The organism is Azospirillum fermentarium, assembly GCF_025961205.1.
Classification (GTDB): Bacteria; Pseudomonadota; Alphaproteobacteria; order Azospirillales; family Azospirillaceae; genus Azospirillum; species Azospirillum fermentarium.
Window position 1 is genome coordinate 2,376,742 of the sequence record NZ_JAOQNH010000001.1, and the last position, 26,610, is coordinate 2,403,351.

The 26,610-nt window shown below is 65.6% G+C and carries 22 protein-coding genes; 7 read left to right on the plus strand and 15 right to left on the minus strand.

What is annotated here, in order from left to right; translation table 11 throughout:
- Window positions 1–170 precede the first annotated feature (170 nt).
- Window positions 171–1,934, plus strand: a complete 1,764-nt coding sequence (locus tag M2352_RS11185; RefSeq protein ID WP_264664562.1) for a response regulator — start codon at window positions 171–173, stop codon at window positions 1,932–1,934.
- On the opposite strand, the gene M2352_RS11190 is transcribed toward M2352_RS11185, so the two are convergent.
- Window positions 1,924–2,877, minus strand: a complete 954-nt coding sequence (locus M2352_RS11190; protein ID WP_264664563.1) for a LysR family transcriptional regulator — start codon at window positions 2,875–2,877, stop codon at window positions 1,924–1,926. The genes M2352_RS11185 and M2352_RS11190 overlap by 11 nt on opposite strands.
- 131 nt (window positions 2,878–3,008) lie before the next feature.
- Here M2352_RS11190 and wrbA point away from each other — a divergent pair, with 131 nt between their 5' ends.
- The 4 genes from wrbA to M2352_RS11210 all read left to right on the plus strand — a co-directional run bounded on the left by wrbA (window position 3,009) and on the right by M2352_RS11210 (window position 6,065).
- Entirely contained in the window at window positions 3,009–3,608 is a 600-nt protein-coding gene (wrbA, locus tag M2352_RS11195; RefSeq protein WP_264664564.1) for an NAD(P)H:quinone oxidoreductase, read from the plus strand.
- Window positions 3,609–3,639: 31 nt separating this feature from the next.
- On the plus strand, window positions 3,640–4,590 hold the full coding sequence (locus M2352_RS11200) for a glutathione S-transferase family protein (RefSeq protein WP_264664565.1): 951 nt from the start codon (window positions 3,640–3,642) through the stop codon (window positions 4,588–4,590).
- 12 nt (window positions 4,591–4,602) lie between these two features.
- Window positions 4,603–5,310: a pirin family protein gene (locus M2352_RS11205; RefSeq protein WP_264664566.1), complete on the plus strand. Its 708-nt coding sequence runs from the start codon at window positions 4,603–4,605 to the stop codon at window positions 5,308–5,310.
- 98 nt (window positions 5,311–5,408) lie between these two features.
- Window positions 5,409–6,065: a DUF882 domain-containing protein gene (locus tag M2352_RS11210; RefSeq protein WP_264664567.1), complete on the plus strand. Its 657-nt coding sequence runs from the start codon at window positions 5,409–5,411 to the stop codon at window positions 6,063–6,065.
- A 313-nt stretch (window positions 6,066–6,378) separates the two neighbouring features.
- On the opposite strand, the gene M2352_RS11215 is transcribed toward M2352_RS11210, so the two are convergent.
- Window positions 6,379–6,588 (minus strand): addiction module protein, encoded by a 210-nt coding sequence (locus M2352_RS11215; RefSeq protein ID WP_264664568.1) that lies wholly within the window; start codon window positions 6,586–6,588, stop codon window positions 6,379–6,381.
- A 339-nt stretch (window positions 6,589–6,927) separates the two neighbouring features.
- Here M2352_RS11215 and M2352_RS11220 point away from each other — a divergent pair, with 339 nt between their 5' ends.
- Window positions 6,928–8,220 (plus strand): hypothetical protein, encoded by a 1,293-nt coding sequence (locus M2352_RS11220; RefSeq protein WP_264664569.1) that lies wholly within the window; start codon window positions 6,928–6,930, stop codon window positions 8,218–8,220.
- A gap of 266 nt (window positions 8,221–8,486) precedes the next feature.
- Here M2352_RS11220 and M2352_RS11225 read toward each other — a convergent pair whose 3' ends face one another.
- Complete coding sequence (locus M2352_RS11225) at window positions 8,487–9,563, minus strand: IS5 family transposase (protein WP_264662801.1); 1,077 nt, start codon at window positions 9,561–9,563, stop codon at window positions 8,487–8,489.
- Between the two features lie 192 nt (window positions 9,564–9,755).
- Window positions 9,756–10,271: a hypothetical protein gene (locus M2352_RS11230; protein WP_264664570.1), complete on the minus strand. Its 516-nt coding sequence runs from the start codon at window positions 10,269–10,271 to the stop codon at window positions 9,756–9,758.
- A gap of 341 nt (window positions 10,272–10,612) precedes the next feature.
- On the opposite strand from M2352_RS11230, the gene M2352_RS11235 reads away from it, so the two are divergent.
- Complete coding sequence (locus M2352_RS11235; protein WP_264664571.1) at window positions 10,613–12,232, plus strand: ABC-F family ATP-binding cassette domain-containing protein; 1,620 nt, start codon at window positions 10,613–10,615, stop codon at window positions 12,230–12,232.
- A 55-nt stretch (window positions 12,233–12,287) separates the two neighbouring features.
- Here M2352_RS11235 and M2352_RS11240 read toward each other — a convergent pair whose 3' ends face one another.
- The 11 genes from M2352_RS11240 to M2352_RS11290 form a co-directional block, all read right to left on the minus strand.
- Window positions 12,288–13,025, minus strand: coding sequence for a hypothetical protein (locus M2352_RS11240; RefSeq protein WP_264664572.1), 738 nt, complete (start codon window positions 13,023–13,025; stop codon window positions 12,288–12,290).
- Window positions 13,026–13,492: 467 nt separating this feature from the next.
- Complete coding sequence (locus tag M2352_RS11245; RefSeq protein WP_264664573.1) at window positions 13,493–14,326, minus strand: universal stress protein; 834 nt, start codon at window positions 14,324–14,326, stop codon at window positions 13,493–13,495.
- A gap of 61 nt (window positions 14,327–14,387) precedes the next feature.
- Entirely contained in the window at window positions 14,388–15,290 is a 903-nt protein-coding gene (locus tag M2352_RS11250) for a hydroxymethylglutaryl-CoA lyase (RefSeq protein ID WP_264664574.1), read from the minus strand.
- Window positions 15,287–17,305 (minus strand): acetyl-CoA carboxylase biotin carboxylase subunit, encoded by a 2,019-nt coding sequence (locus M2352_RS11255; protein ID WP_264664575.1) that lies wholly within the window; start codon window positions 17,303–17,305, stop codon window positions 15,287–15,289. The genes M2352_RS11250 and M2352_RS11255 overlap by 4 nt, the downstream gene beginning before the upstream one ends.
- Before the next feature lie 5 nt (window positions 17,306–17,310).
- Window positions 17,311–18,108 carry an enoyl-CoA hydratase/isomerase family protein gene (locus M2352_RS11260; protein ID WP_264664576.1) on the minus strand — a complete coding sequence of 266 codons (798 nt, stop codon included), beginning with the start codon at window positions 18,106–18,108 and terminating at the stop codon, window positions 17,311–17,313.
- Window positions 18,109–18,125: 17 nt separating this feature from the next.
- Entirely contained in the window at window positions 18,126–19,733 is a 1,608-nt protein-coding gene (locus M2352_RS11265; protein ID WP_264664577.1) for a carboxyl transferase domain-containing protein, read from the minus strand.
- Window positions 19,734–19,750: 17 nt separating this feature from the next.
- A complete protein-coding gene (locus M2352_RS11270; protein ID WP_264664578.1) occupies window positions 19,751–20,887 on the minus strand; it encodes an acyl-CoA dehydrogenase in 1,137 nt (378 codons plus the stop codon).
- A gap of 266 nt (window positions 20,888–21,153) precedes the next feature.
- Window positions 21,154–22,335, minus strand: a complete 1,182-nt coding sequence (locus M2352_RS11275) for an acetyl-CoA C-acyltransferase (protein ID WP_264664579.1) — start codon at window positions 22,333–22,335, stop codon at window positions 21,154–21,156.
- A 33-nt stretch (window positions 22,336–22,368) separates the two neighbouring features.
- Window positions 22,369–23,541 carry an isovaleryl-CoA dehydrogenase gene (locus tag M2352_RS11280; protein WP_264664580.1) on the minus strand — a complete coding sequence of 391 codons (1,173 nt, stop codon included), beginning with the start codon at window positions 23,539–23,541 and terminating at the stop codon, window positions 22,369–22,371.
- A gap of 144 nt (window positions 23,542–23,685) precedes the next feature.
- Window positions 23,686–25,182: an aldehyde dehydrogenase family protein gene (locus M2352_RS11285; RefSeq protein WP_264664581.1), complete on the minus strand. Its 1,497-nt coding sequence runs from the start codon at window positions 25,180–25,182 to the stop codon at window positions 23,686–23,688.
- Window positions 25,183–25,223: 41 nt separating this feature from the next.
- Complete coding sequence (locus M2352_RS11290; protein ID WP_264664582.1) at window positions 25,224–26,456, minus strand: phenylacetate--CoA ligase family protein; 1,233 nt, start codon at window positions 26,454–26,456, stop codon at window positions 25,224–25,226.
- Window positions 26,457–26,610 lie beyond the last annotated feature (154 nt).

Consider the following 26,610-nt stretch of genomic DNA (forward strand, 5'->3'; position numbering starts at 1 on the left):
TCACGCCGCCGTCCGTCCAACAGTCACGTCCACGCTGTGGGCCGGGTTGGCCCCGCAATTGCTTCTCATGACCGTGCGGGGCGATCCGCACCCGGAAAAGGTTCACTTTCTCAGGGTGCAGCGCCAAACTGCAGTGCAATTTGCGAATGCGTGACGGTCGGACGAGCAGCATGCACATCCTCCTGAATGGAGCCGAAGGTCGGATCAACCTGTGCGACGGCATAAGTCATGCCTCGCTGGCAAGCTGGCTGTTCGATCTCGACCGCTTCTGCATGGTGGATGCGAACCCGGCCGCCGTGGAGTTCTGGGAGGCGGATTCCCGCGACGAGTTGCTGGAGCGCGATTTCGCCACCCTCAGCCCCGCCGCCCGCGCCCGTCTCCTTGACATGGGGGAACGGCTGCGCCAGGGACAGGTGGTCTATGATCTGTGGACCCTGTATCCCCGCGGGCGTCCCAAGACCATCCAGTGCGAATGCCGGGGCGAGAAACTGGCCGACGGCCGCATCGCCATGCGCGTCACCGCCGCCGCCGCGCCGCCCCAGGTGGATTTGGGGTTGGAGGCGCTGCGCTGGACCGAGGCGTTCCGTCAGACGCCGTTGGCGATTTCCGTCTACACCCAGGATGGCGACTGTCTGATTCAAAATCCCGCGGCCATCCTGGCCCTGGGGATCAAGCCGCCGCTGCTGGATCACGTGCGCAACCGGACCGCCGCGCAAGCCGCGCTGGTCGCCCTGAGTGACGGTGAGACCACCCGCCTGACCGCGGAGGTGATGACCCAGCGGGGGGCACGCCACCACGATCTCTATCTGCGGCGCACCCTGGACCCCGCCACCGGCCGCACGGTGATCCTGGTGCAGGAGTTGGACGTGACCGAGCGGGAGGACGCGCGCCGCCGGCTGGAACGCAGCGAGGCATTGTTGTCCGGTGTGCTGGCCGGTTCCACCGATGGGATGATGGCCTTCTGCCCCGTGACCGGGAATGACGGGACCATCCGGGATTTCGAATGCCGGCTGGCCAACCCCGCCGCCGGGCGCCTGCTGGGGGTGGATCACGCCACCCTGCCCGGCCGGACCGCCAGCGACCTTTTCGGTACCGACCCCGTTCTGCTGGACCGTTGCCTGCGGGTGGTGCAGACGGGGGAACCGCTGGAGACCGTCACCGTGGGGCGTCTGCGGCTGAAGGCCGTCCGGCTGGACGAGGGTTTCACTCTCAACCTGTCGCCTCTCGCCTCCCTGCCCTCCCCCCAGCCACGGCGTCCGCAGGGGGGATCCCTGTCCTGCGGCAGCGGCGGCCCCGGCGAGAATGAGTGCGTGAAGCGGGGCGCTTCGCCGGTCATGGCCCTTGTGGGGGTGTTGGACCGGCTGGCCGCCACCGGGCTGACCGCGGAACAGGCGGCGCTGCTGGCCTCGGCCCGTCAGATGGCGGCCATGGCCCAAGAACAGGACAAGGAAAACCCGGTCTGTTCGGTCTGCCCCCAGCCCTGCGCCCCGGCGGCGGTTCCATCCGCCGTGGCCGGCGGCAGCCGGCTGGACCGGCTGTCGTCATGGGCGCAGCACCGCGGCGGGCGGCTGCTGGTGGTGGACGACAGCCCCACCAACCGCATGGTCACCGGGGCTGTGCTGGGAAAGGCCGGATTCACGATCGAGCTCGCCGCCAGCGGGGAAGAGGCGGTGCGCATGGTGGCCGACGCGGCGGAACCGCCCGAAGCGGTGCTGATGGACATCGCCATGCCCGGTATGGACGGGATGGCCGCCACCGCCGCCATCCGGTCCTTGCCCGGCGGGCGCGGGCAGATGCCGATCATCGCCGTCACCGCCCACGCCGACCCGGAGGACCGCGACCGGTGCCTGCAATCGGGCCTGGACGATTACCTGTCCAAACCGGTGCCCAAGGTGGAGCTTCTGGCGGCGCTGGAGCGCTGGCTCACTCCGTGACGGCCCGGGCGGCGGCGGGGCGGGTCACCGCCGCCGGCAGCCCCGCGTCCCAGTACGGTTCCGGCCCGAAGCGGGCCGCCAGGAACGCCACCAGCGCCCGCACCTTGGACGACAGGTGGCGGTTCTGCGGATAGACGGCATGGACCGCCGATTCCGACACGTAGCAATCGAACAGCAGGCAGCGCAGCGCCCCCGCCTCCACCGCCTGCCCGCACATGAAGGTGGGCAGCACCGCGATCCCCTGCCCCGCCATGGCGGCGGCCATCAGCAGGTCGCCGTTGTTGGCCCGCAGAACCCCCGACACCCGCACCGATTTCACCTCGGTCCCCACGCGGAACTGCCATTGTTCGGCGGCGGGGGTGTTGGTGTAGAGCAGGCAGCGGTGATGGGCCAGATCCTCCGGCGCCTCGGGCGTGCCTTCGCGGTCCAGATAGGCGGGGCTGGCCACCAGCACCCGGCGAGACGGGGCCAGCCGGCGGGCGATCAGCGAGCTGTCGCGCAGCCGCCCGATGCGCACCGCCATGTCGAACCCCTCGTCCACCAGATCGACGTAACGGTCGTTCAGTTCCACATCCACCTCGATGGCCGGGTGCTGGGCCATGAAGGCGGTGATGGCCGGGGCCAGATGCTGGATGCCGAACGACAGCGGCGCGGCCAGCTTCAGCCGCCCCCGCGGCGACGCCTGAAGGTCGGAGGCCGCCTGCTCCGCCTCTTCCAGGTCGGCCAGAATGCGCTGGCAGCGGTCATAGAACGCCTGCCCCACCTCGGTCAGGCTGAGACGGCGGGTGGTGCGGTTGAGCAGCCGGGCGCCCAGCCGGTTTTCCAGATCGGCCACCCGCCGCGACACCACCGATTTCGACAGGTTCAAACGGTCGGCGGCGGCGGTGAAGCTGCGGGCGTCCACCACCTTGATGAAGGCCAGCATGTCGTCGAGACGGTCCATCGGACTGTTCCGCTGCGGAGAACAATGAAATGCCACCCTGCCGGATTACCGGGACGCCTTCAATGCATTACTTCTAGGTCACCAACCGGCGGCACACCGCCGCCGGAACCCACACCGAAAGGGGAACAGGGATGGCCAAGGTTCTGGTGCTGTACTACAGCAGCTACGGTCACATCGCGACGATGGCCCAGGCGGTTGCCGAGGGTGCCGCGTCGGTGCCCGGCACCGAGGTGACGGTGAAGCGCGTGGCCGAGACCGTGCCGGAAGAAATCCGCGTCAAGGCCCATTACAAGGACGATCCCACCCCCGTGGCCACCGTGGACGAGCTGCCCGGTTACGACGCCATCATCATCGGCACGCCGACCCGTTACGGCAACATGGCGGCGCAGATGAAGAACTTCCTCGACCAGACCGGCGGCCTGTGGGCGCGCGGCGCGCTGAACGGCAAGGTGGGCAGCGCCTTCACCTCCACCGCCACCCAGCACGGCGGGCAGGAAAGCACCATCCTCAGCACCCACATCGTCCTGCTGCACCTGGGCATGGTGATCGTCGGCCTGCCCTATTCCTTCCAGGGTCAGATGGGCGTGGACGAGGTGAAGGGCGGTTCGCCCTATGGCGCCTCCACCATCGCCGGCGGCGACGGCTCGCGCCAGCCCTCGGCGGCGGATCTGGACGGTGCGCGCTATCAGGGCCGCCACGTGGCGGAAATCGCGGGCAAGCTGACCGCCTGATCCCTCTTCTCTTTCACAAAGGAGGCTCCCGATGGGCTTGCTGATCGACGGCCGTTGGCATGACCGCTGGTACGACACCTCGACCACCGGGGGCGCCTTTGTCCGGCCCGATACCCAGTTCCGCGACCGGGTGTCCGACGACGGTTCCACACCGTTTCCGGCGGAAGCCGGGCGCTATCACCTCTATGTCTCCTACGCCTGCCCGTGGGCGCACCGCACGCTGATCGCCCGCGCGCTGAAGAAGCTGGACGATGTGATTTCCGTCACCGTGGTCGATCCGCTGATGCGCGAGCACGGCTGGGTCATCCCCGAGGGATCGGACCCGGTGAACAACGCCCGCTTCCTGCACGAGGTCTACACGCGGGCGGAGCCGGACTACACGGGCCGGGTGACGGTGCCGGTGCTGTGGGACAAGGAAAACGGCACCATCGTCAGCAACGAATCCGCCGACATCCTGCGGATGCTCAACAGCGCCTTCAACGCCGTCGGCGATGCGTCGGTGGATCTCTACCCCGAGGATCTGCGCGGCGAGATCGACGCCCTGAACACCGTCATCTATGACCGGGTGAACAACGGGGTGTACAAGGCCGGCTTCGCTACCGCCCAGGACAAGTACGAGGCGGCGTTCGACGCGCTGTTCGCCACCCTGGACGATCTCGACGCCCGGCTGTCCACCCGCCGCTATCTGCTGGGGGACCGCATCACCGAAGCGGATTGGCGCCTGTTCACCACGCTGGTGCGGTTCGACGCGGTGTATGTGGGGCATTTCAAGTGCAACCTGCGCCGCATCGCCGATTACCCGCACCTGTCGGGGTATCTGCGGGATCTCTATCAGGTTCCGGGCATCGCCGGGACCGTCCATTTCGACCACATCAAGCGGCATTATTACGCCAGCCACACCCAGATCAATCCCACGGCCATCGTGCCCAAGGGACCGGCGCTCGACCTCGACGCCCCCCATGGCCGCGGCCGCCTCGGGTAAGGAACCACTGACATGATCGAGCTTCGCCCCTTCGACCGCCTTGGCCGTTTCGACGCCGATTGGCTGAAGGCCCGCTATCATTTCAGCTTCGCCGACTACCACGACCCCGCGCGCATGGGGGTGGGGATGCTGCGGGTGTGGAACGACGACATCATCCTGCCCGGCACCGGCTTTCCGCCCCACCCGCACCGCGACATGGAAATCGTCACCTATGTCCGCGAGGGCGCCATCACCCACGAGGATCATCTGGGCAACCGTGGCCGCACCGAGGCCGGGGACGTGCAGGTGATGTCCGCCGGATCGGGGATCGTGCACGCCGAATACAATCTGGACGCGGAGCCGGCGCTGATCTACCAGATCTGGATCCGCACCGACGCCCGCGGCCACACCCCGCGCTGGGCCAACCGCCAGTTCCCCAAGGACGAGCGGGCGGGCCAGCTGGTCCCCCTCGCCTCCGGCCGCCCGGAGGACGAGGCGGCGGGTGCGCTCCACATCAACCAGAACGCCGCGGTTCTGGGCGCCACCCTGAAGGCGGGGCAGACCATCACCCACGCCATGGCGCCGGACCGCTGCGGTTATCTGGCCGTGGCCAAGGGGGCGGTGACGCTGAACGGCCAGCCTATGGGCTTGCGCGACGGCGCGGCCATCGAGGACGAGCCGTCCCTGACCATCACCGCGGTGGAGGATGCGGAAATCCTGCTGGTGGACACGGTGGCGTAAGACGGAACCAGGGGCGCCGGCCATCACCGGCGCCCGTCTCCTTTTTGGTGTTGTCCATGGGTTGACAGCCGGCCTGTCATGACCGAGAGTCCCGGTCCATGTGCTCGATGCTCGTGAAACGCCGGGAACTGCTGATGGGCTGCGGTGTCCTGCTGCTGCTGCCGTCCCCCGCCCTGGCGCTGCCGTCCACCCCGCGCCGCCTGTCGTTACGCAACCAGAACACGGGCGAGACCTTCGACGGCCCCTACCGCGATGCGTCCGGTCCGCTGCCCGACGCCATGGCCGATCTGGGGAAATTCCTGCGCGACCACCGGGCGAACAAGACCGGCCCGGTGGATGTGGGGACGCTGGATTTCCTGGCCGACATCATGGACGCGGTGGGCCAGAACAAGGCGACGATTCTGTCGGCCTTCCGCACCCCCGAAACCAACGCGATGCTGGCGAGCAAGAGCCTTGGCGTTGCCGAGCACAGCCAGCACCTTCTGGGCAAGGCGCTGGACGTGTCCTTCGCCTCCCGCCTGCCCGACGCGCACCTGAAGGCGCTGGAGATGAAGCGCGGCGGCGTGGGGTGGTATCCGCGCTCGTTCTTCCTGCACCTGGACACCGGCCCGGTGCGAAGCTGGGAGATGTTCGGGCGCAACCTCGACAATCTGTTCGCTCCCGGCGTGAGGGGCCGGCTGCGCACCGTCGCCGACCGGATGAAGCTTCACCGCGCCCTCGCCAAGCGGCGGATCGCGGCGGCGGAGCGGCGGTGAGGGCCGTCAGGGAGATCACACCGTACACCCGCCCTTGCCAAGTGGAGGGTTTGCGGCTGGTGTGGGCGCAGATCATCACGAACCCCCTCCGGCTCGATGCGGAAATAAAGCGCGTAGGGAAAGTGGCGCACCAACGCTTGGCGAATTCCCGCGTGGACTACGGGAAAATGCAACGGATTCACCCCGATCCGGGCGACCGTGGCATCAATCGCTGAAAAGAAACGGTTCCCCAAGTCAAAGACCCGGCTGTCAGACTATGACTGTGCCTCGCGCAGATCGGCTTCGGCGCCCGGCAGGAAGAAAACGGGAAGGCTCACGGGGTGCCCGAACGCAGCCGGGCGCGGACCTCCGCCCAGGGAACGGCATGGGCGCGGGTTTCGGCGAAAGTGGCATTGCGTCGGTCAATCTCAGCCTTCGACTCCGCCGACAGGGGAACATCAGCTTCACTCAAGCTGCCCAACAAATCATCAGCCAGATCAAGACGCTCTCGCGGTGTCAGAAGGCTGAAATCAATGCTCGGCATTGGCATATCTCCGTAACAGACCGTTGAAAGGATGGCATTGGGACTGCCGTCTGTCGAGAATAGTGCACCGTTGCCGATTGTATGAAATTTCACCACGCACTTGGCTGCCGACGGAGCGCGACGGAGTAGTGAGAGGACAGCCTTACGGCGGGCAGCTTATCAGGTACCGTCGCGACAGGGCTAAGAACGGACTTTTGTAGGATATAATTTTATTGTATCATAATTATGATATTCATCATCAAGTTAGAGAACAGGAGTTATTGCTATGCCCATATCAAATAAAAAATTAATTAATTATTAAATTAACATCAATTTTAGATTTGTCTGCAGGAATATATTATGAAACGCGCAGATGACATTAAGCAAAAACTTGCATTTTCACTTTTAAAGCACAACAATCTCCATAGTGAAATAGATTATTCACAAAAAAATGATGCGGATATTGCTTTTATTGGTCAGAAAGTTGGTGATATATTGAGTGGGTGTAGGGAGTGTTTTGACTATTGTGCAAAAGATATGGCGGAAACTTTTGTATTGCAGAGTGCTAATCAAAATATGGTGAGTCGCTATTTTTCTGGAAAGGCAAAGGCATATTTCCCATTCTTTCCAACCCAGCTTTTGAACGGGACACTATTCTATGAACTGACCGCAACAGCTCCAGAATTATATGCTCATCTCTTCAATCTGGCGCACGAAATTGAGGAAAAGAAAATTATACCCGGTACGGTAATTGGCTATGACGTATGTAAGACATTAAATGAAATCGTAAATGATAAAAAGCATGATCAAATTACAGTTGCAAGGATTCGAGACAATGCAGCTACGCGCATAAGTTTTTCAGGCGGTACAGAGATTACAATTTCTCCGATGTTTCCCTTTACAGATAGACCTGATTTCAGCGCAGATATTGATGCAGAGCAAATGATTGGTTCAGATGGCGTGCAAATTAAATATGTTCGTGAGTATCGACTCTACCATAACAACTGGGAAGTAGAGAGATTTTGCCTTCACTCGATTCAGGCAACTAAATTCATTCTTTCGGATATTTACCAGAATTTTTTCAGGCTCTCTCGCGATTATTTTGATCCATGGGAGACTATAAAACCGGAAGATGTGAAAAGTGGCGAGGCACTTTTGCGATCGATCTCGCCAATCAATAATCGCCCGCTTCGGGTGGTTCTTTTGCTAGATGATGTGGAGTCCGCAAACATTAAGATAACATTTGAGGGCTATATTGAGGCAACAGATGCCACATATATTTCATTAGCAAGATTGTTTATGTTTATTTTTGAAAAATATTTTCAATATTTTGTTAAATTAGAGTTGGAAAAATACATCATGGAAAATTGGAAAAAATTTGATTCAAAAAATCACACTCCAAGATACTTTGAGATGGTGAAATCATTTCACAGAAGAAAAATTATAGTGATAAATGAATTTAAGCGCATTGAATTTAACAAAATTTTATTTGGTATTGGAAGCAAATTCTGTTGCAATGAAAATATATTACTGCAACAAGAAATGGATATCCAATCAATGCAGTCCGCCATTGCCATTATCAACAGTAGTACGGAAAATTTTGCTTTATATACCGATGCATCTGGACAGGTAATAAAATGTTGTATTTTATGAATTTCTGACTACCTGCCTTTTTATCGGACTTATCTGTAGTTACTACTTAGCGAAATATCCGGTGTCTTCGTTTCGACTCTGAAAGCAGCCAGACTGTTTAAGCCCATTTCGGGCTTTAGCAGGGCGCGGAAAAACGGACCGATGCGGTGGCATTGTCTCCGCTGAAGCTTGGAAATGGTGTTTTCGGGGCCTGTTTTGGTCTGGATGGCGCCTTTTTCCGCGCCCTCAGGCTCCTGGAGCCGCCATTCAGGCGGACTCCGGGATGATTATGCCGTTGTCAGCAGCTTGGGCAGACGGATCAGGTTATAGGCGGCGGCAGTCAGCGTGAACATCCAACCGACGCGGGCGGTGCCGCGGTGACGGGTCTTGCGCAGCCCCGCCCCCTTGATCCAGCCGAAGACCTCCTCGATCCGCTTGCGGATGCGCAAGGACACGGCATAGCCGGGGTGACGGGTGGTCCGGCCATCAATGGCTGAGCGGCGGTTGCTGGTGTTCTGGGCAACGTGCGGGGTGGCGCCCAGGCGGCGCATGTTCGCCACGAAATCCTTGGTGTCGTAAGCCTTGTCGGCGCCCAGCGTGATGCGGTGGCAGCCGGAGATGGCCTCGACCATCGACACCGCCGCCTCGCGTTCGGCCAAGCCCGTAGCCGCCGTCAGCCGGACATCCACCACCAGAGCATGGCGGTTCTCCATCAGCGCGTGGCCCATGAAGGCCAGCTTCGCCGGCTGCCCGTTGCCCTTGCGGTAGAGACGCGCCTCGGGATCGGTTGTGGAGGCATGCGTTTCGTTGGACCGTTTCTCACCGTGAAAGTCGCGCTCGCCGTTGCGGCCCGGCCCCGGCGGCTCACCGCTGCCATCTTTGGGCCGGAAGCTCTTCACGCTGGCCCACGCCTCGATCAGCGTGCCGTCCACCGAGAAGTGCTCGTCCGACAGCAGCGCCTTGACCCGCGGCTGATCCAGCACGGTGGCCAGGAACGTGGCCGCCACATCCCCCGCCAGCAAACGCTCACGGTTCTTGGTGAAGACCGTCACGTCCCACACCGGGGCGTCCATCGACAGCCCGACGAACCAGCGGAACAGCAGGTTGTAATCAAGCTGCTCCATCAACTGGCGTTCCGAGCGCACCGAGTAGAAGGCCTGGAGCAGCAGCGCCCGCAGCAGCTTCTCCGGTGCGATCGACGGCCGCCCGATCTTCGAGTACAGACCCTCGAAGGCTGGCGACATCACCTCCAGCGCTTCATCCACGATGGCCCGGATCGCCCGCAACGGGTGGTTGGCCGGAACCCGAGCCTCACAGCTCACGTAGCTGAACAGACCCTCGCTGCGTTCGTCCGAACCCCGCATCGCCCCCTCGCCGGCCTCATTCTCTACGAAATGAGAGAATCACGACCGGCCAGCCGGGCATAGCCTTTTTCCGCGCCCTGTTAGATTACGGGAGATCAATTTCCGCTTTTGGCGCAAAGCCCCTTCCCACCAAACACCCTCCCCCGCCACTCCCAGAGTGACGGGGGAAGCGCATCTCCCCAAAAGCCCCCCCTACACGCTTTCCACCACCGGCAGCAACCGTGCCAGCAGCGCCTTCGCGCGGTCGTGGGCGGCGTTGGCGTGGTGGTCCAGGGTGGGGAGGCCGCAGCGGGCCGCTTCGGTGTCCCAGCGTTTTTTCGTGGCGGATACCGCGTCCTGAACGGCGGGGAAGGCCGCCTGCATCGCCGGCTGGTCGGGCACCGGGATCAGGCGCAGGAGGCGGTAGAACTCGTTGGTGGTGGAAATCCGGATGGGGAAGGTCTGGCCGTCGGGAAGCTGCACCATCCCCAACGTCACGGCGCGGGGGCCGATGCGGCGGGTCAGGGCGGTGCGCAGGCGGTTGGCGTCGCGGCGCAAAGCCGCCGCGTCATAGGCGGCCTGGGTCCAGGCACGGCGCAGGGCGGAGTCGGGGGACAGACCCTCCTCCGCCGCCGCAAGTGGGGCGGCCAGGACCGGGGCCGCCGTGGCGGCCCCTAATAAAGAACGGCGGGATACGGTTACGGTTGTGTTATCGTCGTTGGTAGCCATGATCCGGGCTTTCCTTAAGCGGTGACGGATTGTGGTCAGGCCGGACGGAAGGGCGGCAACCCAACCGTTCGGCCGCTTCGGCGCCCGCGGGTCCGAAGATCCGGGGACAGCGAATCGTACATTCGTATGCCGAGTCCCGCAATCCGTTTCTGCGTTTCGAGCGTGCGGATTCACAACCACCGGACGGTACGGGTTCCAAGGGCCGCCGGCCCTTGGCCGGGGATGCGGGAAGGGGCCGGGAAGGCCCCTTCGCCGTGGCGCGCGGCCCGCAATCAGGACTCTGCCGCACCGCACATCCTGTGGCATAAGGGGCGACCCTACGTCACGGAACTCCGCCTGCCATGATCCGCTTTGAAAACGTCAGCAAACACAACAGCCACCGCATCCTTTTTCTTGAGGCTTCCGCAGCGCTGAACCGGGGGGAGAAGGTCGGGCTGGTCGGTCCCAACGGTGCGGGCAAGACCACGCTGTTCCGCATGATCACGGGCGAGGAACTGCCCGACACCGGGCAGGTCTCCATCGAAAAGCAGGTTCTGATCGGCTATTTCAATCAGGACGTCGGCGAAATGGCGGGCCGCAGCGCGGTGGCCGAGGTGATGGACGGGGCCGGGCCGGTCAGCAGCGTGGCGGCGGAACTCGCCAGCCTGGAAGCGGCCATGTGCGACCCCGGCCGCGACGACATGGACGCCGTCATCGAACGCTACGGCGAGGTGCAGGCGCGGTTCGACGAGTTGGGCGGCTATGAGCTTGAGGGCCGCGCGCGGGAGGTGCTGGCCGGGCTGAGCTTCAGCCAGGAGATGATGGACGCCGATGTCGGCGCCCTGTCGGGCGGGTGGAAAATGCGCGTGGCGCTGGCCCGCATCCTGCTGATGCGCCCCGACGCCATGCTGCTGGACGAACCCAGCAACCATCTGGACATCGAAAGCCTGATCTGGCTGGAAAAGTTCCTCAAGGAATACGACGGCGCGGTGCTGATGACCTCGCACGACCGCGAGTTCATGAACCGCATCGTCAACAAGATCATCGAGATCGACGGCGGCTCGCTGAACAGCTATTCCGGCGACTACGGCTTCTATGAACAGCAGCGGGCGCTGAACGAAAAGCAGCAGCAGGCGCAGTTCGAACGGCAGCAGGCCATGCTGGCGAAGGAGCTGAAGTTCATCGAGCGGTTCAAGGCCCGCGCCTCCCACGCCAGCCAGGTGCAGAGCCGCGTCAAGAAGCTGGACAAGATCGAGCGGGTGGAGCCGCCCAAGCGGCGCCAGACCGTGGTGTTCGACTTCCCCTCTGCCCCGCGCTCGGGCGATGACGTGGCGGTGCTGAAGAACGTGCACAAGGGCTATGGCAGCCGGGCCATCTACCAGGGCTTTGACCTGACCATCCGCCGCAAGGAGCGCTGGTGCGTCATGGGCGTCAACGGCGCCGGCAAGTCCACGCTGCTGAAGCTGGTGGCCGGCGTGACCGAGCCGGATCAGGGCACCGTTACCGTCGGCGGCAGCGTCAAGATGGGCTATTTCTCCCAGCACGCCATGGAACTGCTGGACGGCGACAGCACGGTGTTCGAGGCGTTGGAGGCGGCCTTTCCCCTGGCGGGCCAGGGGTCGCTGCGGGCGCTGGCCGGCTGTTTCGGCTTTTCCGGCGACGACGTGGAAAAGCGGTGCCGGGTGCTGTCGGGCGGGGAAAAGGCCCGGCTGGTGATGGCGAAGATGCTGTACAACCCGCCGAACTTCCTGGTGCTCGACGAACCGACCAACCATCTGGATCTCGACACCAAGCAGATGCTGGTGAAGGCGCTGGGGGCGTACGAGGGCACCATGCTGTTCGTGTCGCACGACCGCCATTTCCTGGCCGCCCTGTCCAACCGGGTGCTGGAACTGACGCCGGACGGCATCCACCAGTACGGCGGCGGCTACACCGAATATGTGGCGAGCACCGGCCAGGAAGCCCCCGGTATCCGCAACTGACCGGGCGTGGGGTGGGGGCCGGAAGAAGCCTCCCGCCCCTGCCCTTTTCCGCGCGTCAGGCCGGCAGCCAGTCCGCCGCCCGCTGCCGGGCCGCCGCCGCCTGGGCTTCCGGCGGGGCCAGCCGGCCAGGGTGGGCCCGCCAGTCGCGCCACAGTTCTTCGGCGTAGGGCAGAAGTTCCAGCACGGCGATGGCACCGATCACGGTGGCGAGGTAGCCGGTGGGCAGCGTGTCCTGTTTCCACCGGATGCCGGGGTTTTCCTCATCCCGCAGACCGGCCAGGGCCTGCACCTGCGGCCAGTGCAGCAGGCTGACGAAGGAGGCGGCCATCAGCGGCAGCATTTCCAGGAAGCTGTGGATGTGCTGCTCGATGGGGGGCACCTCGCGCCGGCTGACGGCGTAGGACACATCCCACAGCGCCGTCGCCTCGTGCAGAATGAAGGAGGCGATCATCAGCCCCAGCACCGGCGAATTGATCTCCAGGAACAGCCCGGCCAGGGTCGGCACCCCCATTTCCACCAGCATCAGCAGGTGGAGCATGCTTTCCTTGGCGCCGGCGGTGTCTTCGATGTGGGTGGCGCGGTGGCAGTACCAATCGGCAACGCCGGCCATCAGCCACAGCGGCACAATGTAATAGAGCAGGAAATTGCGGGTCAGCGCCTGCACATCGTGGGAGGGCGGCTCCCGAGCCGGTGGTGGTGGCGAAACCCGCCGCCGTGCCCTGTAGCGCATCAGGGAACCGGCCCCCAGCGCCAGCGCAGCGACCGACGCGGTCGCGAGCAAAAGCCCCTTCATCACGACGCTCCTTTGCAGCCGGGGAGTCGTTTCCCCCCTCCGCAACAGCCCCAGCGCCGCAACATCACAAAAATACCGGGTTCCAAGGGCCGCCGGCCCTTGGCCGGGGAAGCGCGAAGGGGCCGGGCGCCCCTTCGCAAGAACCCATACCTTAGAGTGTGATCGGTTCAAACGGAATCGTTTGAAGCGTGAATCACACGGGAAAACCAAAAGCTTAGAGTCCTTCAGGTGCTTCAATAAGCACCTGAAGGACTCTAAATCCGAGGTTTCACAAGCCTGACGGCTCGATTTTCGGGCTGCCGCGCGAAAATCGGCCCTCTCCCCGACGGGGAGAGGGGGAATGGACGGTTTGAGCGGCAACGAGCCTCACATCTGGATCTCGCCCCTCTTGGCGGCCCCCTCTTGGCGGCCATTGAGGCCGCGGCCAAGGGCGCGGATGCGCCCGCCCGGCGAGGGCAAAACAAGGGTCAGTGGGACATCAGCACCGGAATGGTCATCTGGCGCAGGATGTGGCGGGTGTTGCTGCCGCGGTTGAACAGGGGGAAGGCCCCGGCGCTGTAGCCGCCGAAGCCGCCCATCACCAGCAGGTCCGACCCCTCGTCCGACGCGCGCGACAGCACGGCGTCCATGGGCAGGATGTTCTGCACGGTCATGCGTTCCCGCTTGGCCTCGATCCCGTGGCTGGCCAGGTGCTCCAGGATGTCCACCTGCGGCACTTCACCGGAATCGGCCACGCTGTCGCGCGGCGGGTGCAGCGCCAGCACCAGCACCGACTTGGCGTGCTTCATCACCGGAATGGCGTCGTTGACGGCGCGGGCAGCCTCGCGGCTGGCGTTCCAGGCGATGATGACCCGTTCGCCCACCACCGGGAACTGCCCGGCGAAGGGCACCACCAGCACCGGGCGCCCGGCGTTCAGCAGCACCTCTTCCACCAGCGACGGGGGCACGCGGTTGTCGCCGCCCTGTTCGTGCTGGCCCAGCACCACAAGGTCGGTGTAGCGGGCGCAGATGACCGTTTCGCCGATCACATGGCCGTATTCCCCATGGGAAAGCTGCCACCAGCGCGCCGTCACGCCGGCATCCGCCGCCGCGGCCTCGAAAACTTCCCGTACCCGCTGGGCGGCGGCCAGAAGGTGGTCGCTGGCGCGCCGGGCCACCAGGCTGGGGCCGGAATTTTCGCTCTGGGCGAACAGGCCGGTGACCGTCGCCCCGCAGGACTGGGCCAGCCGCAACGCCACGCCCAGCCGCTCGCTGCAGCGGTCACCCTCGTCCAGATGCACCAGAATATTCTTGTAGCCCATGACCGTTTCCTCTTTTCCCTGTCCCTGTTCCACCCTTTTGCGGGTGCCTCGGCCCCAATCCTTAGGCGCAGCCGCGGGCACGGGCAACCTTGGATGCGGAAGGTCTGCCCAGATGTGCGCTGATGAACGCCCCGGCCTCCACCAGCCGGTCCAGGTCCACGCCGGTCTCGATGCCCAGCCCGTTCAGCAGATAGAGCACATCCTCGCTCGCCACATTGCCCGAAGCCCCCTTGGCGTACGGGCATCCCCCCAGCCCGGCGACCGAGGAGTCCACCACCGCCACCCCCATTTCCAGGGCCGCGAAGATGTTGGCCAGCGCCTGCCCGTAGGTGTCGTGGAAATGCACGGCGATGCGGTCCATGGGCACGACGCCGGCCACGGCGGCGATCATCGCCTGCGCCTTGCCCGGCGTGCCGGTGCCGATGGTGTCGCCCAGCGAGATCTCGTAACACCCCATGTCCAAAAGGCGCCGGGACACGTCCGCCACCGCCGCCGGGGCGATCTCCCCCTCGTACGGACAGCCCAGCACGCAGGAGACATAGCCCCGCACCGGCACCTTCGCCGCCTTGGCCCGCTCCATCACGGGCGCGAAGCGGTCCAGGCTTTCGTCAATGGAACAATTGATGTTCTTGCGGGAAAAGCTTTCCGAGGCGGCGGCGAACACCGCCACCTCGTCGGCTCTGGCCGCCAGCGCAGCCTCCAGCCCCTTGTCGTTGGGCGTGAGGGCGGCGTAGCGCACGCCCGGTTTGCGGTCGATCCCGGCAAAGACGGCGGCGGAGTCGGCCATCCGCGGCACCCATTTGGGCGACACGAAACTGCCGGCCTCGATCATCGGCAGACCGGCGGCGGACAGGCGGTTGACCAGCTCGATCTTCACCGCCGCCGGCACGTCCGCCGGTTCGTTCTGGAGACCGTCGCGGGGGCCGACCTCCACCATCCGCACGCGGGCGGGAAGAATGGTCATGCCTTTTTTCCCTCCTCGATCTCGATGGACAGCAACTCCACCCCCTCGGCCACCTGATCCCCGGCGGCGAAGTTCACGGCGGTGACGCGGCCGGCGGCGGGGGCCTTGATGGTGTGTTCCATCTTCATGGCCTCCAGCAGCATCAGCGGCGCGCCGCGCTCGACATCCTGCCCTTCGTCCACCAGCACGCGGACGACGGTGCCGGGCATGGGGGCGGTCAGCTTGCCCGATCCGCCCTCCGTCTCCGCCGCCTTGGCCGCGGGGTCGTCCAGGCGCAGGCGCCACACCAGACCGGCGCCGGGCAGGATGGTGATGTCGTCCTTCTGCATCACCACCGTGGCCCGCACCCGCTCGGCCCCCAGCACCACCGTCAGCGTGCCGTCGTCGAGCGAAACGGAGGAGGCGGTGACGGTGCCCTCCCCCTCCACCTGCACCTCATAGGTGCCGCCCGCGCGGAAATGCAGGGTGACGGTGCGCAGCGCCTCCCCGTCCAGGAAGCGCAGGTCGTGGTGGTTGTCGTCGTTCAGCCGCCAGCCGGTGGCAAGCAGCCAGGGGGAATGCGGGTCGGTCCCGGTACGGGCCGCGGCCCGCGCTTCCCCATGGCGGCGCATCAGCACGGCCAGGGCGGCCAGCACCAGCCCCCGCCCCGGCACCGGGGCCGGCGGCGGCAGCAGGTCGTCGCGGTGCCGCTCGATGAAGCCGGTGTCGATTTCCACATCCTTGAACGCCGCATGGCCGGCGATGGCGGTCAGGAACGCGACGTTGGTCGTCACCCCCACCACCTGATAATCGGCCAGCGCCCGGTGCAGCCGGCGCAATGCTGCGTCGCGGGTCTCGTCCCACACGATCAGCTTGGCGATCATGGGGTCGTAGTGGACGGTGACCGAATCCCCCTCGCGCACGCCGGTATCGACGCGGACGTGGGCGTTTTCCGCGGGCGGGCGCAGGCGGACCAGACGGCCCGTCTGGGGCAGGAAATCGCGCTGGGGGTCTTCGGCGTAAAGCCGCGCCTCGAACGCGTGGCCCTTACGGACAAGCTGGTCCTGCATCAGCGGCAACGGCTGGCCCGAGGCGACCCGGATCTGCCATTCCACCAGATCCTGGCCGGTGATCATCTCCGTCACCGGATGTTCCACCTGCAGCCGGGTGTTCATCTCGATGAAGTAGAAGCGGCCATCCTCGTAGAGGAATTCCACCGTGCCGGCGCCGACGTAGTTCACCGCGCGGGCGGCGGCCACCGCCGCTTCGCCCATGCGGCGGCGGATGTCGTCGGGCAGGCTGGGGGCCGGCGCCTCCTCGATCACCTTCTGGTGACGGCGCTGGAGCGAGCAATCGCGCTCGAACAGATAGACCGCGTTGCCGTGGGTGTCGGCGAAGACCTGGATTTCCACATGGCGCGGACGGGTCAGGTACTTTTCCAACAGCAGGCTGTCGTCGCCGAACGCGGCTTTCGCTTCACGGCGGGCACCGGCCACGGCATCGGCGAAGTCGGCCGGGTCGCGCACCACGCGCATCCCCTTGCCGCCGCCGCCGGCGGATGCCTTGACCAGCACGGGATAGCCGATGCGCCCGGCCTCCGCCGCCAGGGTGTCGAGATCCTGGGCGGTGCCGTGGTATCCCGGAACCAGCGGCACGTCGGCACCGCTCATCACCCGCTTGGATTCCGCCTTGGACCCCATGACCCGGATTGCCTCGATGGGCGGGCCGATGAAGGTGATGCCGGAGTCGGCGCACGCGGCGGCAAAGCCGGCGTTTTCCGACAAAAAGCCATAGCCGGGGTGGATGGCCTGGGCGCCCGTCAGGCGGGCCACTTCAAGGATTGTGTCCCCGCGCAGATAGCTTTCCGATGCGGCGGCGGGGCCGATGCACACGGCCTCGTCCGCCAAGGCCACGTGCAGCGCCTTGGCGTCGGCGTCGGAATGGACGGCGACGGTGCGGATGCCCAAACGGCGGGCGGTGCGGATCACGCGGGCGGCGATTTCGCCGCGGTTGGCAATCAGAATGGTGTCGAACATCGGCGTCAGCCCTCCGCGCCCGGCATACGCCAGCGGGGTTTGCGTTTTTCCAGGAAAGCCCCCACCCCCTCGCGCCCTTCATCAGAGGCGCGGACGGCGGCGATGCGCTGGGCGGTCCAGTCCAGCACATCTACCCCCGGTTCCGGGTGGGTGACCCCGGCGATGAGTTCCTTGGCCGCGGCCTGGGCGGCGGGGCCACCCTCGGCCAGCCGGGCCAGCGTGTCGGCCACGGCGGCGGCCAGACCGTCCGCCACCACCACCTGATGCACCAGCCCCAGCCGGTGCGCCTCGTCGGCGGCGAAGCGTTCGGCGGTCAGGAAATAGCGCCGGCTGGCCCGCTCGCCGATGGCGGCGACCACATAGGGGCTGATGACGGCGGGGATCAGCCCCAGCTTGACCTCCGACAGGCAGAAGCCGGCGTTGTCGGCGGCGATGGCGATGTCGCAGGCGGCCACCAGCCCGACCCCGCCGCCATAGGCCGCCCCCTGCACCGCCGCCACCACCGGCTTGGGGCAACGGTCGATGGTGCGCATCAGCCGGGCCAGCGCGCGGGCGTCGCGCAGGTTCTCGTCCTGCGAATATCCCGCCATCCGCTTCATCCAGCCCAGATCGGCCCCGGCGGAAAAGCTGGGGCCGGAGGCGGCCAGGACCACGGCGCGCACGCCGTCATCGGCCCCGGCCTTCTCGAAGGCATTGGTCAGGGCCGCGATCAGCGCGTCGTCGAAGGCGTTGTGACGGTCGGCACGGTTGAGCGTGATATAGGCCACCGGGCCGTCGCGGTGGGTCAGTACGGCATCGGTCATGATCCCCCCTCCCCCCATCACATGCGGAACACGCCGAACGGCGTCGGCGGGATCGGTGCATTCAGCGAGGCGGAAATGCCCAAGCCCAGCACCATGCGCGCGTCGGCGGGATCGACGATGCCGTCGTCCCACAACCGGGCGCTGGCGTAATAGGGGTGCCCTTGCGTTTCGTACTGCTGGCGGATCGGGGCCTTGAAGGCGTCCTCCTCCTCTGCCGGCCACGTCTTGCCCTGAGCCTCCAGCGCGTCGCGGCGCACCTGGGCCAACACGCCCGCCGCTTGCTCGCCGCCCATCACCGCGATGCGGGAATTGGGCCACATCCACAGGAAGCGCGGGCTGTAGGCCCGGCCGCACATGCCGTAGTTGCCGGCGCCATAGCTGCCGCCGACGATCATGGTGAATTTGGGAACCTTGGCGCAGGCGACCGCGGTCACCAGCTTAGCCCCGTCCTTGGCGATGCCGCCGCTCTCGTACTTGCGGCCCACCATGAAGCCGGTGATGTTCTGCAGGAACACCAGCGGGATGCCGCGCTGGCAGCACAGCTCCACGAAATGCGCGCCCTTCAGCGCGGATTCGGAGAACAGGATGCCGTTGTTGGCGATGATCCCCACCGGATAGCCGAAGATATGGGCGAAGCCGCACACCAGCGTGGCGCCGTACAGCGGCTTGAACTCGTCGAACCGGCTGCCGTCCACCACGCGGGCGATGACCTCGCGGATGTCGAACGGCTTGCGGGCGTCGTTGGGGATGATGCCGTAGAGTTCGCGCGGGTCGTACAGCGGTTCTTCCGGGGTGCGCAGGGCCAGCGGCACCGCTTTGGTGCGGTTCAGGTTGCCCACCACCTGACGGGCCAGCGCCAGCGCGTGGGCGTCGTTCATGGCATAGTGGTCGGCCACGCCCGAGGTGCGGCAATGCACGTCGGCCCCGCCCAGATCCTCCGCCGAGACCACCTCGCCGGTGGCGGCCTTCACCAGCGGCGGGCCGCCCAGGAAGATGGTGCCCTGGTTGCGGACGATGATCGCCTCGTCCGACATGGCGGGGACATAGGCGCCGCCCGCGGTGCAGCTTCCCATCACCACGGCGATCTGGGGGATGCCCGCCGCCGACATGTTGGCCTGATTGAAGAAGATGCGCCCGAAATGGTCTCGGTCGGGGAACACCTCGTCCTGGTTGGGCAGGTTGGCGCCGCCGCTGTCCACCAGATAGAGGCAGGGCAGATTGTTCTGTTGCGCGATTTCCTGGGCGCGCAGGTGCTTCTTGACGGTCAGGGGGTAATAGGTGCCGCCCTTCACCGTGGCGTCGTTGGCGACCACCATGCATTCCTGGCCCATGACGGACCCGATGCCGGTGACGATGCCCGCCGCCGCGATGTTGTCGTCATAGACCCCATAGGCCGCCATCTGGGACAGTTCCAGAAACGGCGACCCCACATCCAGCAGGTGGCGGATGCGCTCGCGCGGCAGCAGCTTGCCGCGCGCGGTGTGCTTGTCCCGCGCCTTGGCTCCGCCGCCCTGCTTGATGGCCGAAACCTTGTCGCGCAGGTCGGCGACCAGGGCCGCCATGGCGTCGGCGTTGGCCTGGAATTCCGCCGAGCGCGGATTGATGGCGCTCTTGATGACCGTCATGTCGGCCGTCCTCCCCTTCAGCCCTGCGCCAGCGCGCGGGCGATGACCAGCCGTTGAATGTCGCTGGTGCCTTCGTAAATCTGGCAGACGCGGACGTCGCGATAGATCCGCTCCACCGGGAAATCCTTCAGATAGCCGTAACCGCCATGGATCTGGATGGCGTCGGAGCACACCCGCTCCGCCATTTCCGAGGCGAACAGCTTGGCCATGCACGCTTCCTTCAGGCACGGCACGCCGGCATCGCGCATGGATGCGGCGTTCAGCACCAACTGCCGCGCCGCCTCCACCCGTGTCGCCATGTCGGCCAGCCGGAACGACACCGCCTGATGGTTGATGATGGCGGTGCCGAAGCTCTGCCGCTCCTGCGCGTAGCGGAGCGCGTGCTCCAGCGCCGACCGCGCCATGCCCACGGATTGGGAGGCGATGCCGATCCGCCCGCCCTCAAGATTGGCCAGCGCAATGCGGTAGCCGTCACCCTCCCGCCCCAGCATCAGGTCGGCGGGGACGCGGCAATCCTCGAACGTCACCAGACAGGTGTCGGAGCAATTTTGCCCCAGCTTGTCCTCCTTGCGCGCCACCACGTAACCGGGGGTGTCGGTGGGCACGATGAAGGCGGAGATGCCGCGCTTTCCGGCTTGCGCGTCGGTGACGGCGAAGACGATGGCGACGGATGCCTTGGACGCGCTGGTGATGAACTGCTTGGACCCGTTCAGCACCCAATGATCGCCGTCGCGGCGGGCGCGTGTCTTGATGGCGGCGGCATCCGATCCTGCCTGCGGCTCGGTCAGGCAGAAGCAGCCGATCGCCTCCCCCCGCACCATGGGGCGGAGGAAGCGTTCCTTCTGCGCCTCGGTGCCGTAATTCAGGATCGGGGTGCAGCCGACCGAGTTGTGGACGCTCATGATGGTGGAGATCGCACCATCACCGGCGGCGATTTCCTCCACCGCCAGAGCGTACGACACGTAATCGGTGCCGGCCCCACCCCATTCCTCCGGCACGGTCATGCCCAGCAGGCCCAATTCGCCCATTTCCCGCAATTCATCGGCGGGAAAGGCGCCGGTGCGGTCCCGCTCGGCGGCGGTGGGCGCCAGCCGCGCTTGCGCGAAGCTGCGCGCCATGTCGCGGACCATGCGCTGTTCTTCGGTCAGCATCATCGTTTCCTCCCCGCTTTTTTCTTTTCCTCCCGAAACGGTTCCGTCCGCATACGGGCGCGTGAATGACCAAAACCTCTTCTCTCGTCATTCCCGCGAAGGCGGGAATCCAGGCGTTGAGCCGCGGTCAGCGGCGACATGAGTCCCCAAGGTTTCGGCCATGGAGACACCTTCTGGATTCCCGCTTTCGCGGGAATGACGGAAAAGGGGTTGGCAGCCAAACACGCACGCGGCACGCAAACCCGGCCTTTCCGGGAAACGCCTCTTTCTTACACCCGCTCGACCGCGACCGCCGTCGCCTCGCCGCCGCCGATGCACAAGGAGGCGACACCGCGCTTCAGCCCGTACTTCTCCAGCGCTGCCAGCAGCGTCACCAGAATGCGGGCACCCGACGCGCCGATGGGGTGACCCAGCGCACAGGCACCGCCGTGGACGTTCACCTTGTCGTGGGGCAGGTCCAGGTCGCGCATGGCGGCCATGGTGACCACGGCAAAGGCTTCGTTGATCTCGAACAGGTCAACGTCGCCGGCCTTCCAGCCCACCTTGTCGAACAGCTTGCTCATGGCGCCGACGGGGGCGGTGGTGAACAATGACGGCTTCTGGGCGTGGTTGGTGTGCCCCTTGATCTCCGCCACGATGGGCAGGCCGCGCTTTTCCGCTTCCGACCGCAGCATCAGCACCAGTGCTGCACCGCCGTCGGAGATGGACGACGAATTCGCCGCCGTCACCGTGCCGTCGGGGCGGAAGGCTGGCTTCAGGGTGGGGATCTTGTCGGGGCTGGCCTTCAGCGGCTGCTCGTCCTGAACGATCTGGGTGTCGCCCTTGCGGCCCTTCACCGTCACCGGCACCACCTCGGCGGCAAACGCCCCGGTTTCGATGGCGGCCTTGGCGCGGCGCAGGCTTTCGATGGCATAGGCGTCCTGGGCCTCGCGGGTGAAGCCATAGGCATCGGCGCATTCCTCGGCAAAGGTGCCCATCAGGCGCCCCTTGTCATAGGCGTCCTCCAGCCCGTCGAAGAACATATGGTCGATCACCCGCCCATGGCCCAGGCGGTAGCCGCCGCGCGCCCGGTCCAGCAGATAGGGGGCGTTGGACATGCTCTCCATGCCCCCCGCCACCATGACCGAGGCGGTGCCGGCCTTCAGCAGATCGTGGGCCAGCATCACCGCCTTCATCCCCGACCCGCAGACCTTGGAGATGGTGGTGCAGCCCACCCCCAGCGGCAGGCCGGCGCCGAGTGCCGCCTGACGCGCCGGGGCCTGACCGACGCCGGCGGGCAGCACGTTGCCCATGAACACCTCGTCCACCGCGTCGGCGGCGATGCCGGCGCGCTCCACCGCCGCCTTGATTGCGGCAGCACCGAGCTGCGGCGCGGCGACGGAGGCCAGATCACCCTGGAAACCGCCCATGGGGGTGCGGGCAACGGCGACGATGACGACCGGATCGGTCATGGCTCTCTTCCCTTTGGTCTAAGGTGCCGGTGGTTACTTGGTTTCGTTGAACAGTTCGCGGCCGATCAGCATGCGGCGGATTTCCGACGTGCCGGCCCCGATCTCATAGAGCTTGGCATCGCGCAGCAGGCGGCCCGTGGGGTATTCGTTGATATAGCCGTTGCCGCCCAGCACCTGGATCGCCTCCAACGCCATCCAGGTGGCCTTTTCCGCGGCGTAGAGGATCACGCCGGCGGCGTCCTTGCGGGTGGTCTCGCCGCGGTCGCAGGCCTTGGCCACCGCGTACACATACGCCTTGCAGGCGTTCATGGTGGTGTACATGTCGGCGATCTTGCCCTGCATCAACTGGAATTCGCCGATGCTCTGCCCGAACTGCTTGCGGTCGTGGATGTAGGGGATCACCACGTCCATGCACGCCTGCATGATGCCGGTGGGGCCGCCGGCCAGCACCGCGCGTTCGTAATCCAGGCCGGACATCAGCACGTTGACGCCCTTGCCCACCGTGCCCAGCACGTTTTCCTCGGGCACTTCGCAGTCCTCGAACACCAGCTCGCCGGTGTTGGAGCCGCGCATGCCGAGCTTGTCCAGCTTCTGGGCGACGGAGAAGCCCTTCATCCCCTTTTCGACGATGAAGGTGGTGATGCCGCGCGGCCCCGCCTCGGGGTCGGTCTTGGCATAGACCACCAGCGTGTCGGCGTCGGGGCCGTTGGTGATCCACATCTTGGTGCCGTTCAGGACGTAGCGGTCGCCCTTCTTCTCGGCGCGCAGGCGCATGGACACCACGTCCGACCCGGCCCCCGGTTCCGACATGGCGAGCGCGCCGATGTGTTCGCCGGAAATCAGCTTGGGCAGATACCTGGCCTTCTGCGCCGCATTGCCGTTGCGGCGAAGCTGGTTGACGCAGAGGTTGGAATGGGCGCCGTAGCTGAGGCCCACGGAGGCGGATGCGCGGGAGATTTCCTCCATCGCGATCACATGCTCCAGATAGCCCATGCCGGCCCCGCCGTATTCCTCCTCCGCGGTGATGCCGAGCACGCCCAGTTCCCCCAGCTTGCGCCAGAGTTCGTTGGGGAATTCGTTGGTCCTGTCGATCTCGGCGGCGCGCGGGGCCACGTGGTCGGCGCAGAAGCTGCGGATGCTGTCGCGCAGCATGTCGGCGGTTTCGCCCAGATCGAAATTCAGCGACGGAAGCTGGTTTGCCAGCATGACGGGCACTCCCCCCAAAAAGATGTTTTTCGTTGCCACCGATCTTAACGCGGTGTGCGGCGTTTTGGAATACGGAACCGTATGGTAACGCAAACGGAGACCGCGGCACCCCTTTCCCCCGCGGGGGAAAGGGGTGCCAACGCATCACTTCATGTTGATGATGATGGTCTTCTTGTGGGTGAAGTGCTCCAGCATGGATTCCAGCGAGGCCTCCTTGCCAAGGCCCGAGGTCTTGACGCCGCCATAGGACAGGTTGGGCTGGACGACGAGGTTCTGGTTGACCTGCACGAAGCCGGCCTCCAGCCGGGTCACGGCGTCCATGGCGGCCTTGAGGTCGCGGGTCCAGATGGAGGCGGCGAGGCCGTATTCGCTGTCGTTGGCGGCGGCCAGCACCTCTTCGTAATCGCTCCAGCGGATGATGCAGCAGACCGGGCCGAAGATCTCTTCCCGCGCGATGCGGTCGTCGTTGGTGACGCCGGTGAAGACGTGCGGCTGCACGAACAGCCCCTTGGCCAGTTTGGGGTCGGTGGGCATGGCCGAGCAGACGTGGGCGGTGGCGCCCGCCGTCCCGTTGCCGATGGCGATGTAGCTTTTCACCCGGTCCATCTGCTGCTGCGAGATGATGGTCCCGATGTCGGTGGCCTCATCCAGCGGGTCGCCCATCTTCAGCGTGTTGACCTTGGCGGTCAGCTTGGCGACGAATTCATCGTGGATGCTGTCGTGGACGAAGATGCGGCTGGCGGCGGTGCAGCTCTGGCCCTGGCGGGTGAAGCGCATGCCGGCGATGGCCCCGGCCAGCGCCTGATCCATGTCGGCGTCGGCCATCACGATCATCGGGCTTTTGCCGCCCAGTTCCAGCGTGACGGGGATCAGCTTTTCCGCCGCGGCCTTATAGACGATGCGGCCCGTTTCCACCGACCCGGTGAAGGTGACCTTGTTAACCTTGGGGTGCGACACCAGCGGCGCACCGCATTCGGGGCCGAAGCCCGACAGGATGCTGACCAGCCCCGGCGGGAGGATGGTGTTCATGATCTGCACGACGCGCAGCACGGTCAGAGGAGCTTCTTCCGCCGACTTGACCACCACGGCATTGCCGGCCACCAGCGCCGGGGCGATCTTCATCGCCATCAGCAGCAAGGGCACGTTCCACGGGATGATGGCGCCCACCACCCCCACCGGCTCGCGCACGGTCATGGTCAGCATGGTGGGGTTGAAGGGCACCGTCTCGCCCTTCAACTCGCCGCCCAGGCCGCCGAAGAAGGTGAACATGTCGGCCAGCACGCCCGCTTCCACGCGGGATTCGGTGCGCAGCGCCTTGCCGGTTTCCAGCGCGATCAGGCGGCCCAGTTCCTCCACCCGCTCGGTCAGCAGCCGGCCGCATTCGGCCACCAGCTTGCCGCGTTCACGGGCCGGGCGCTTGGCCCAGTCCTTTTGCGCCTTGACCGCGGCGGCGACGGCGGCATCCACGTCGGCGGCTTCACCGAATGCCGCCTCCGCCACCGTCTCGCCGGTGGCCGGATTGACGACGGGGAAGGTCTTGCCGCCGGACGCGGGCCGGAATTCGCCGTCGATGAAGTGCTTGCCCGACAGCGCACGGGCCAGGGCAAAGGGATCAAGCTGGATGGCGGTATCGACGCTCATGATATCCGTGTCCTTTGGGACTTTTGTGTGAATGTCGGGGGTCACGCGCGGGTGTCGTCGATCACCTTGCCGTCGTTGGGCAGGGTGTCGGGCGGGCACAGCTCCACCGCACCTTTCAGGTTGCAGACCGCGTGAAGGGTCGCAGCCACGGCGTCCGGCAGGCCGGGGGACGCAACGCCGGCCGCCTCGCACCGCAGGGTCATGGTATCGTTGTCGCCCGCCCGCCCGACGACAAGCCGCGCGCGGCCAAGCTCGGGGTGACGGCGCAGGATTTCGGCGATCTGGCGGGGGTGGATGAACATCCCCTTGACCTTGGTGGTCTGGTCGGCACGGCCCATCCAGCCCCTCAGCCGGATGTTGGTGCGCCCGCAGGGGCTGACGCCGGGCAGCAGCGCCGACAGATCGCCGGTGGCGAAGCGGATCAGGGGATAGGCGCGGCAGAAGCTGGTGACCACCACCTCCCCCACCTCGCCCACCGGCACGGGGTCGCCGGTGCCGGGGCGGACGATCTCGACGATCACCTTCTCATCCACCACCAGCCCCGCGCGGGCCGGGGTTTCATAGGCGATCAGGCCCAGGTCGGCGGTGCCGTAGCTCTGATAGACCGTCACGCCACGCTCGGCGTAATGGTCGCGCAGGGAAGGCGTGAAGGCGCCGCCGGTCACATGGCCGATTTTCAGGCTCGACACGTCGGCCCCGGTCTCCTGCGCCTTGTCCAGGATGATCTTCAGGAAATCGGGGGTGCCGATGTAGCCCTTCGGGCGCAAATGTTGGATGACGCCGGCCTGCTGCTCGCTGTTGCCGGTGCCGGCGGGGATGACGGCGCAGCCCACCGCGTGCGCCCCGCTCTCGAACATCGAGCCGGCGGGGGTGAAATGGTAGGCGAAGCAGTTCTGCACCACGTCGCCCTTGCGCAAGCCGCTGGCGAACAGGGCGCGCGCCGTGCGCCACGGGTCGCGCCCGTGGGGTTCCACGTCATAGATGGGACCGGGCGACACGAAGAGGCGCGCCAGTTCCCCCGGCGGCACCGCCAGCATGCCGCCGAACGGCGGGGCCGTGCCCTGCAGGTCGATCAGGTCCGATTTGCGGGTGACCGGCAGGCGGGCGAGGCTGGCGCGGTCCACCACCCCATCGGCGTCCACCTCCGCCAGCAGGGCGGCGAAATAGGGCGACGCCGCCTTGGCGTGGGCCACCTGCCCCGGCAGCGCGCCGAACAGGGCGGCCTCGCGCTCGTCTGCTGAGCGGGTTTCCAGGTCATCGAAAAAGTCGGCCATGGCACTGCGTCTCCCCGTTCTTTTCTTGCGCTTTTCTCATCACCAGAACCGCCGCGCGCACGGCGCTTTCCTGAAAACCATTCCCTTTCACCGTCATCCCAGCGAAAGCTGGGATCCAGAAGGTCTCTCCCGCGCCGAAGCGTCCGGGACTCAT

Excerpts from the sequence above, each read along its gene's own strand:
- M2352_RS11185 (WP_264664562.1), top strand. The coding sequence starts at position 171 with ATGCACATCCTCCTGAATGGAGCCGAAGGTCGGATCAACCTGTGCGAC.
- M2352_RS11190 (WP_264664563.1), bottom strand. The coding sequence starts at position 2,877 with ATGGACCGTCTCGACGACATGCTGGCCTTCATCAAGGTGGTGGACGCC.
- wrbA (WP_264664564.1), top strand. The coding sequence starts at position 3,009 with ATGGCCAAGGTTCTGGTGCTGTACTACAGCAGCTACGGTCACATCGCG.
- M2352_RS11200 (WP_264664565.1), top strand. The coding sequence starts at position 3,640 with ATGGGCTTGCTGATCGACGGCCGTTGGCATGACCGCTGGTACGACACC.
- M2352_RS11205 (WP_264664566.1), top strand. The coding sequence starts at position 4,603 with ATGATCGAGCTTCGCCCCTTCGACCGCCTTGGCCGTTTCGACGCCGAT.
- M2352_RS11210 (WP_264664567.1), top strand. The coding sequence starts at position 5,409 with ATGTGCTCGATGCTCGTGAAACGCCGGGAACTGCTGATGGGCTGCGGT.
- M2352_RS11215 (WP_264664568.1), bottom strand. The coding sequence starts at position 6,588 with ATGCCGAGCATTGATTTCAGCCTTCTGACACCGCGAGAGCGTCTTGAT.
- M2352_RS11220 (WP_264664569.1), top strand. The coding sequence starts at position 6,928 with ATGAAACGCGCAGATGACATTAAGCAAAAACTTGCATTTTCACTTTTA.
- M2352_RS11225 (WP_264662801.1), bottom strand. The coding sequence starts at position 9,563 with ATGCGGGGTTCGGACGAACGCAGCGAGGGTCTGTTCAGCTACGTGAGC.
- M2352_RS11230 (WP_264664570.1), bottom strand. The coding sequence starts at position 10,271 with ATGGCTACCAACGACGATAACACAACCGTAACCGTATCCCGCCGTTCT.
- M2352_RS11235 (WP_264664571.1), top strand. The coding sequence starts at position 10,613 with ATGATCCGCTTTGAAAACGTCAGCAAACACAACAGCCACCGCATCCTT.
- M2352_RS11240 (WP_264664572.1), bottom strand. The coding sequence starts at position 13,025 with ATGAAGGGGCTTTTGCTCGCGACCGCGTCGGTCGCTGCGCTGGCGCTG.
- M2352_RS11245 (WP_264664573.1), bottom strand. The coding sequence starts at position 14,326 with ATGGGCTACAAGAATATTCTGGTGCATCTGGACGAGGGTGACCGCTGC.
- M2352_RS11250 (WP_264664574.1), bottom strand. The coding sequence starts at position 15,290 with ATGACCATTCTTCCCGCCCGCGTGCGGATGGTGGAGGTCGGCCCCCGC.
- M2352_RS11255 (WP_264664575.1), bottom strand. The coding sequence starts at position 17,305 with ATGTTCGACACCATTCTGATTGCCAACCGCGGCGAAATCGCCGCCCGC.
- M2352_RS11260 (WP_264664576.1), bottom strand. The coding sequence starts at position 18,108 with ATGACCGATGCCGTACTGACCCACCGCGACGGCCCGGTGGCCTATATC.
- M2352_RS11265 (WP_264664577.1), bottom strand. The coding sequence starts at position 19,733 with ATGACGGTCATCAAGAGCGCCATCAATCCGCGCTCGGCGGAATTCCAG.
- M2352_RS11270 (WP_264664578.1), bottom strand. The coding sequence starts at position 20,887 with ATGATGCTGACCGAAGAACAGCGCATGGTCCGCGACATGGCGCGCAGC.
- M2352_RS11275 (WP_264664579.1), bottom strand. The coding sequence starts at position 22,335 with ATGACCGATCCGGTCGTCATCGTCGCCGTTGCCCGCACCCCCATGGGC.
- M2352_RS11280 (WP_264664580.1), bottom strand. The coding sequence starts at position 23,541 with ATGCTGGCAAACCAGCTTCCGTCGCTGAATTTCGATCTGGGCGAAACC.
- M2352_RS11285 (WP_264664581.1), bottom strand. The coding sequence starts at position 25,182 with ATGAGCGTCGATACCGCCATCCAGCTTGATCCCTTTGCCCTGGCCCGT.
- M2352_RS11290 (WP_264664582.1), bottom strand. The coding sequence starts at position 26,456 with ATGGCCGACTTTTTCGATGACCTGGAAACCCGCTCAGCAGACGAGCGC.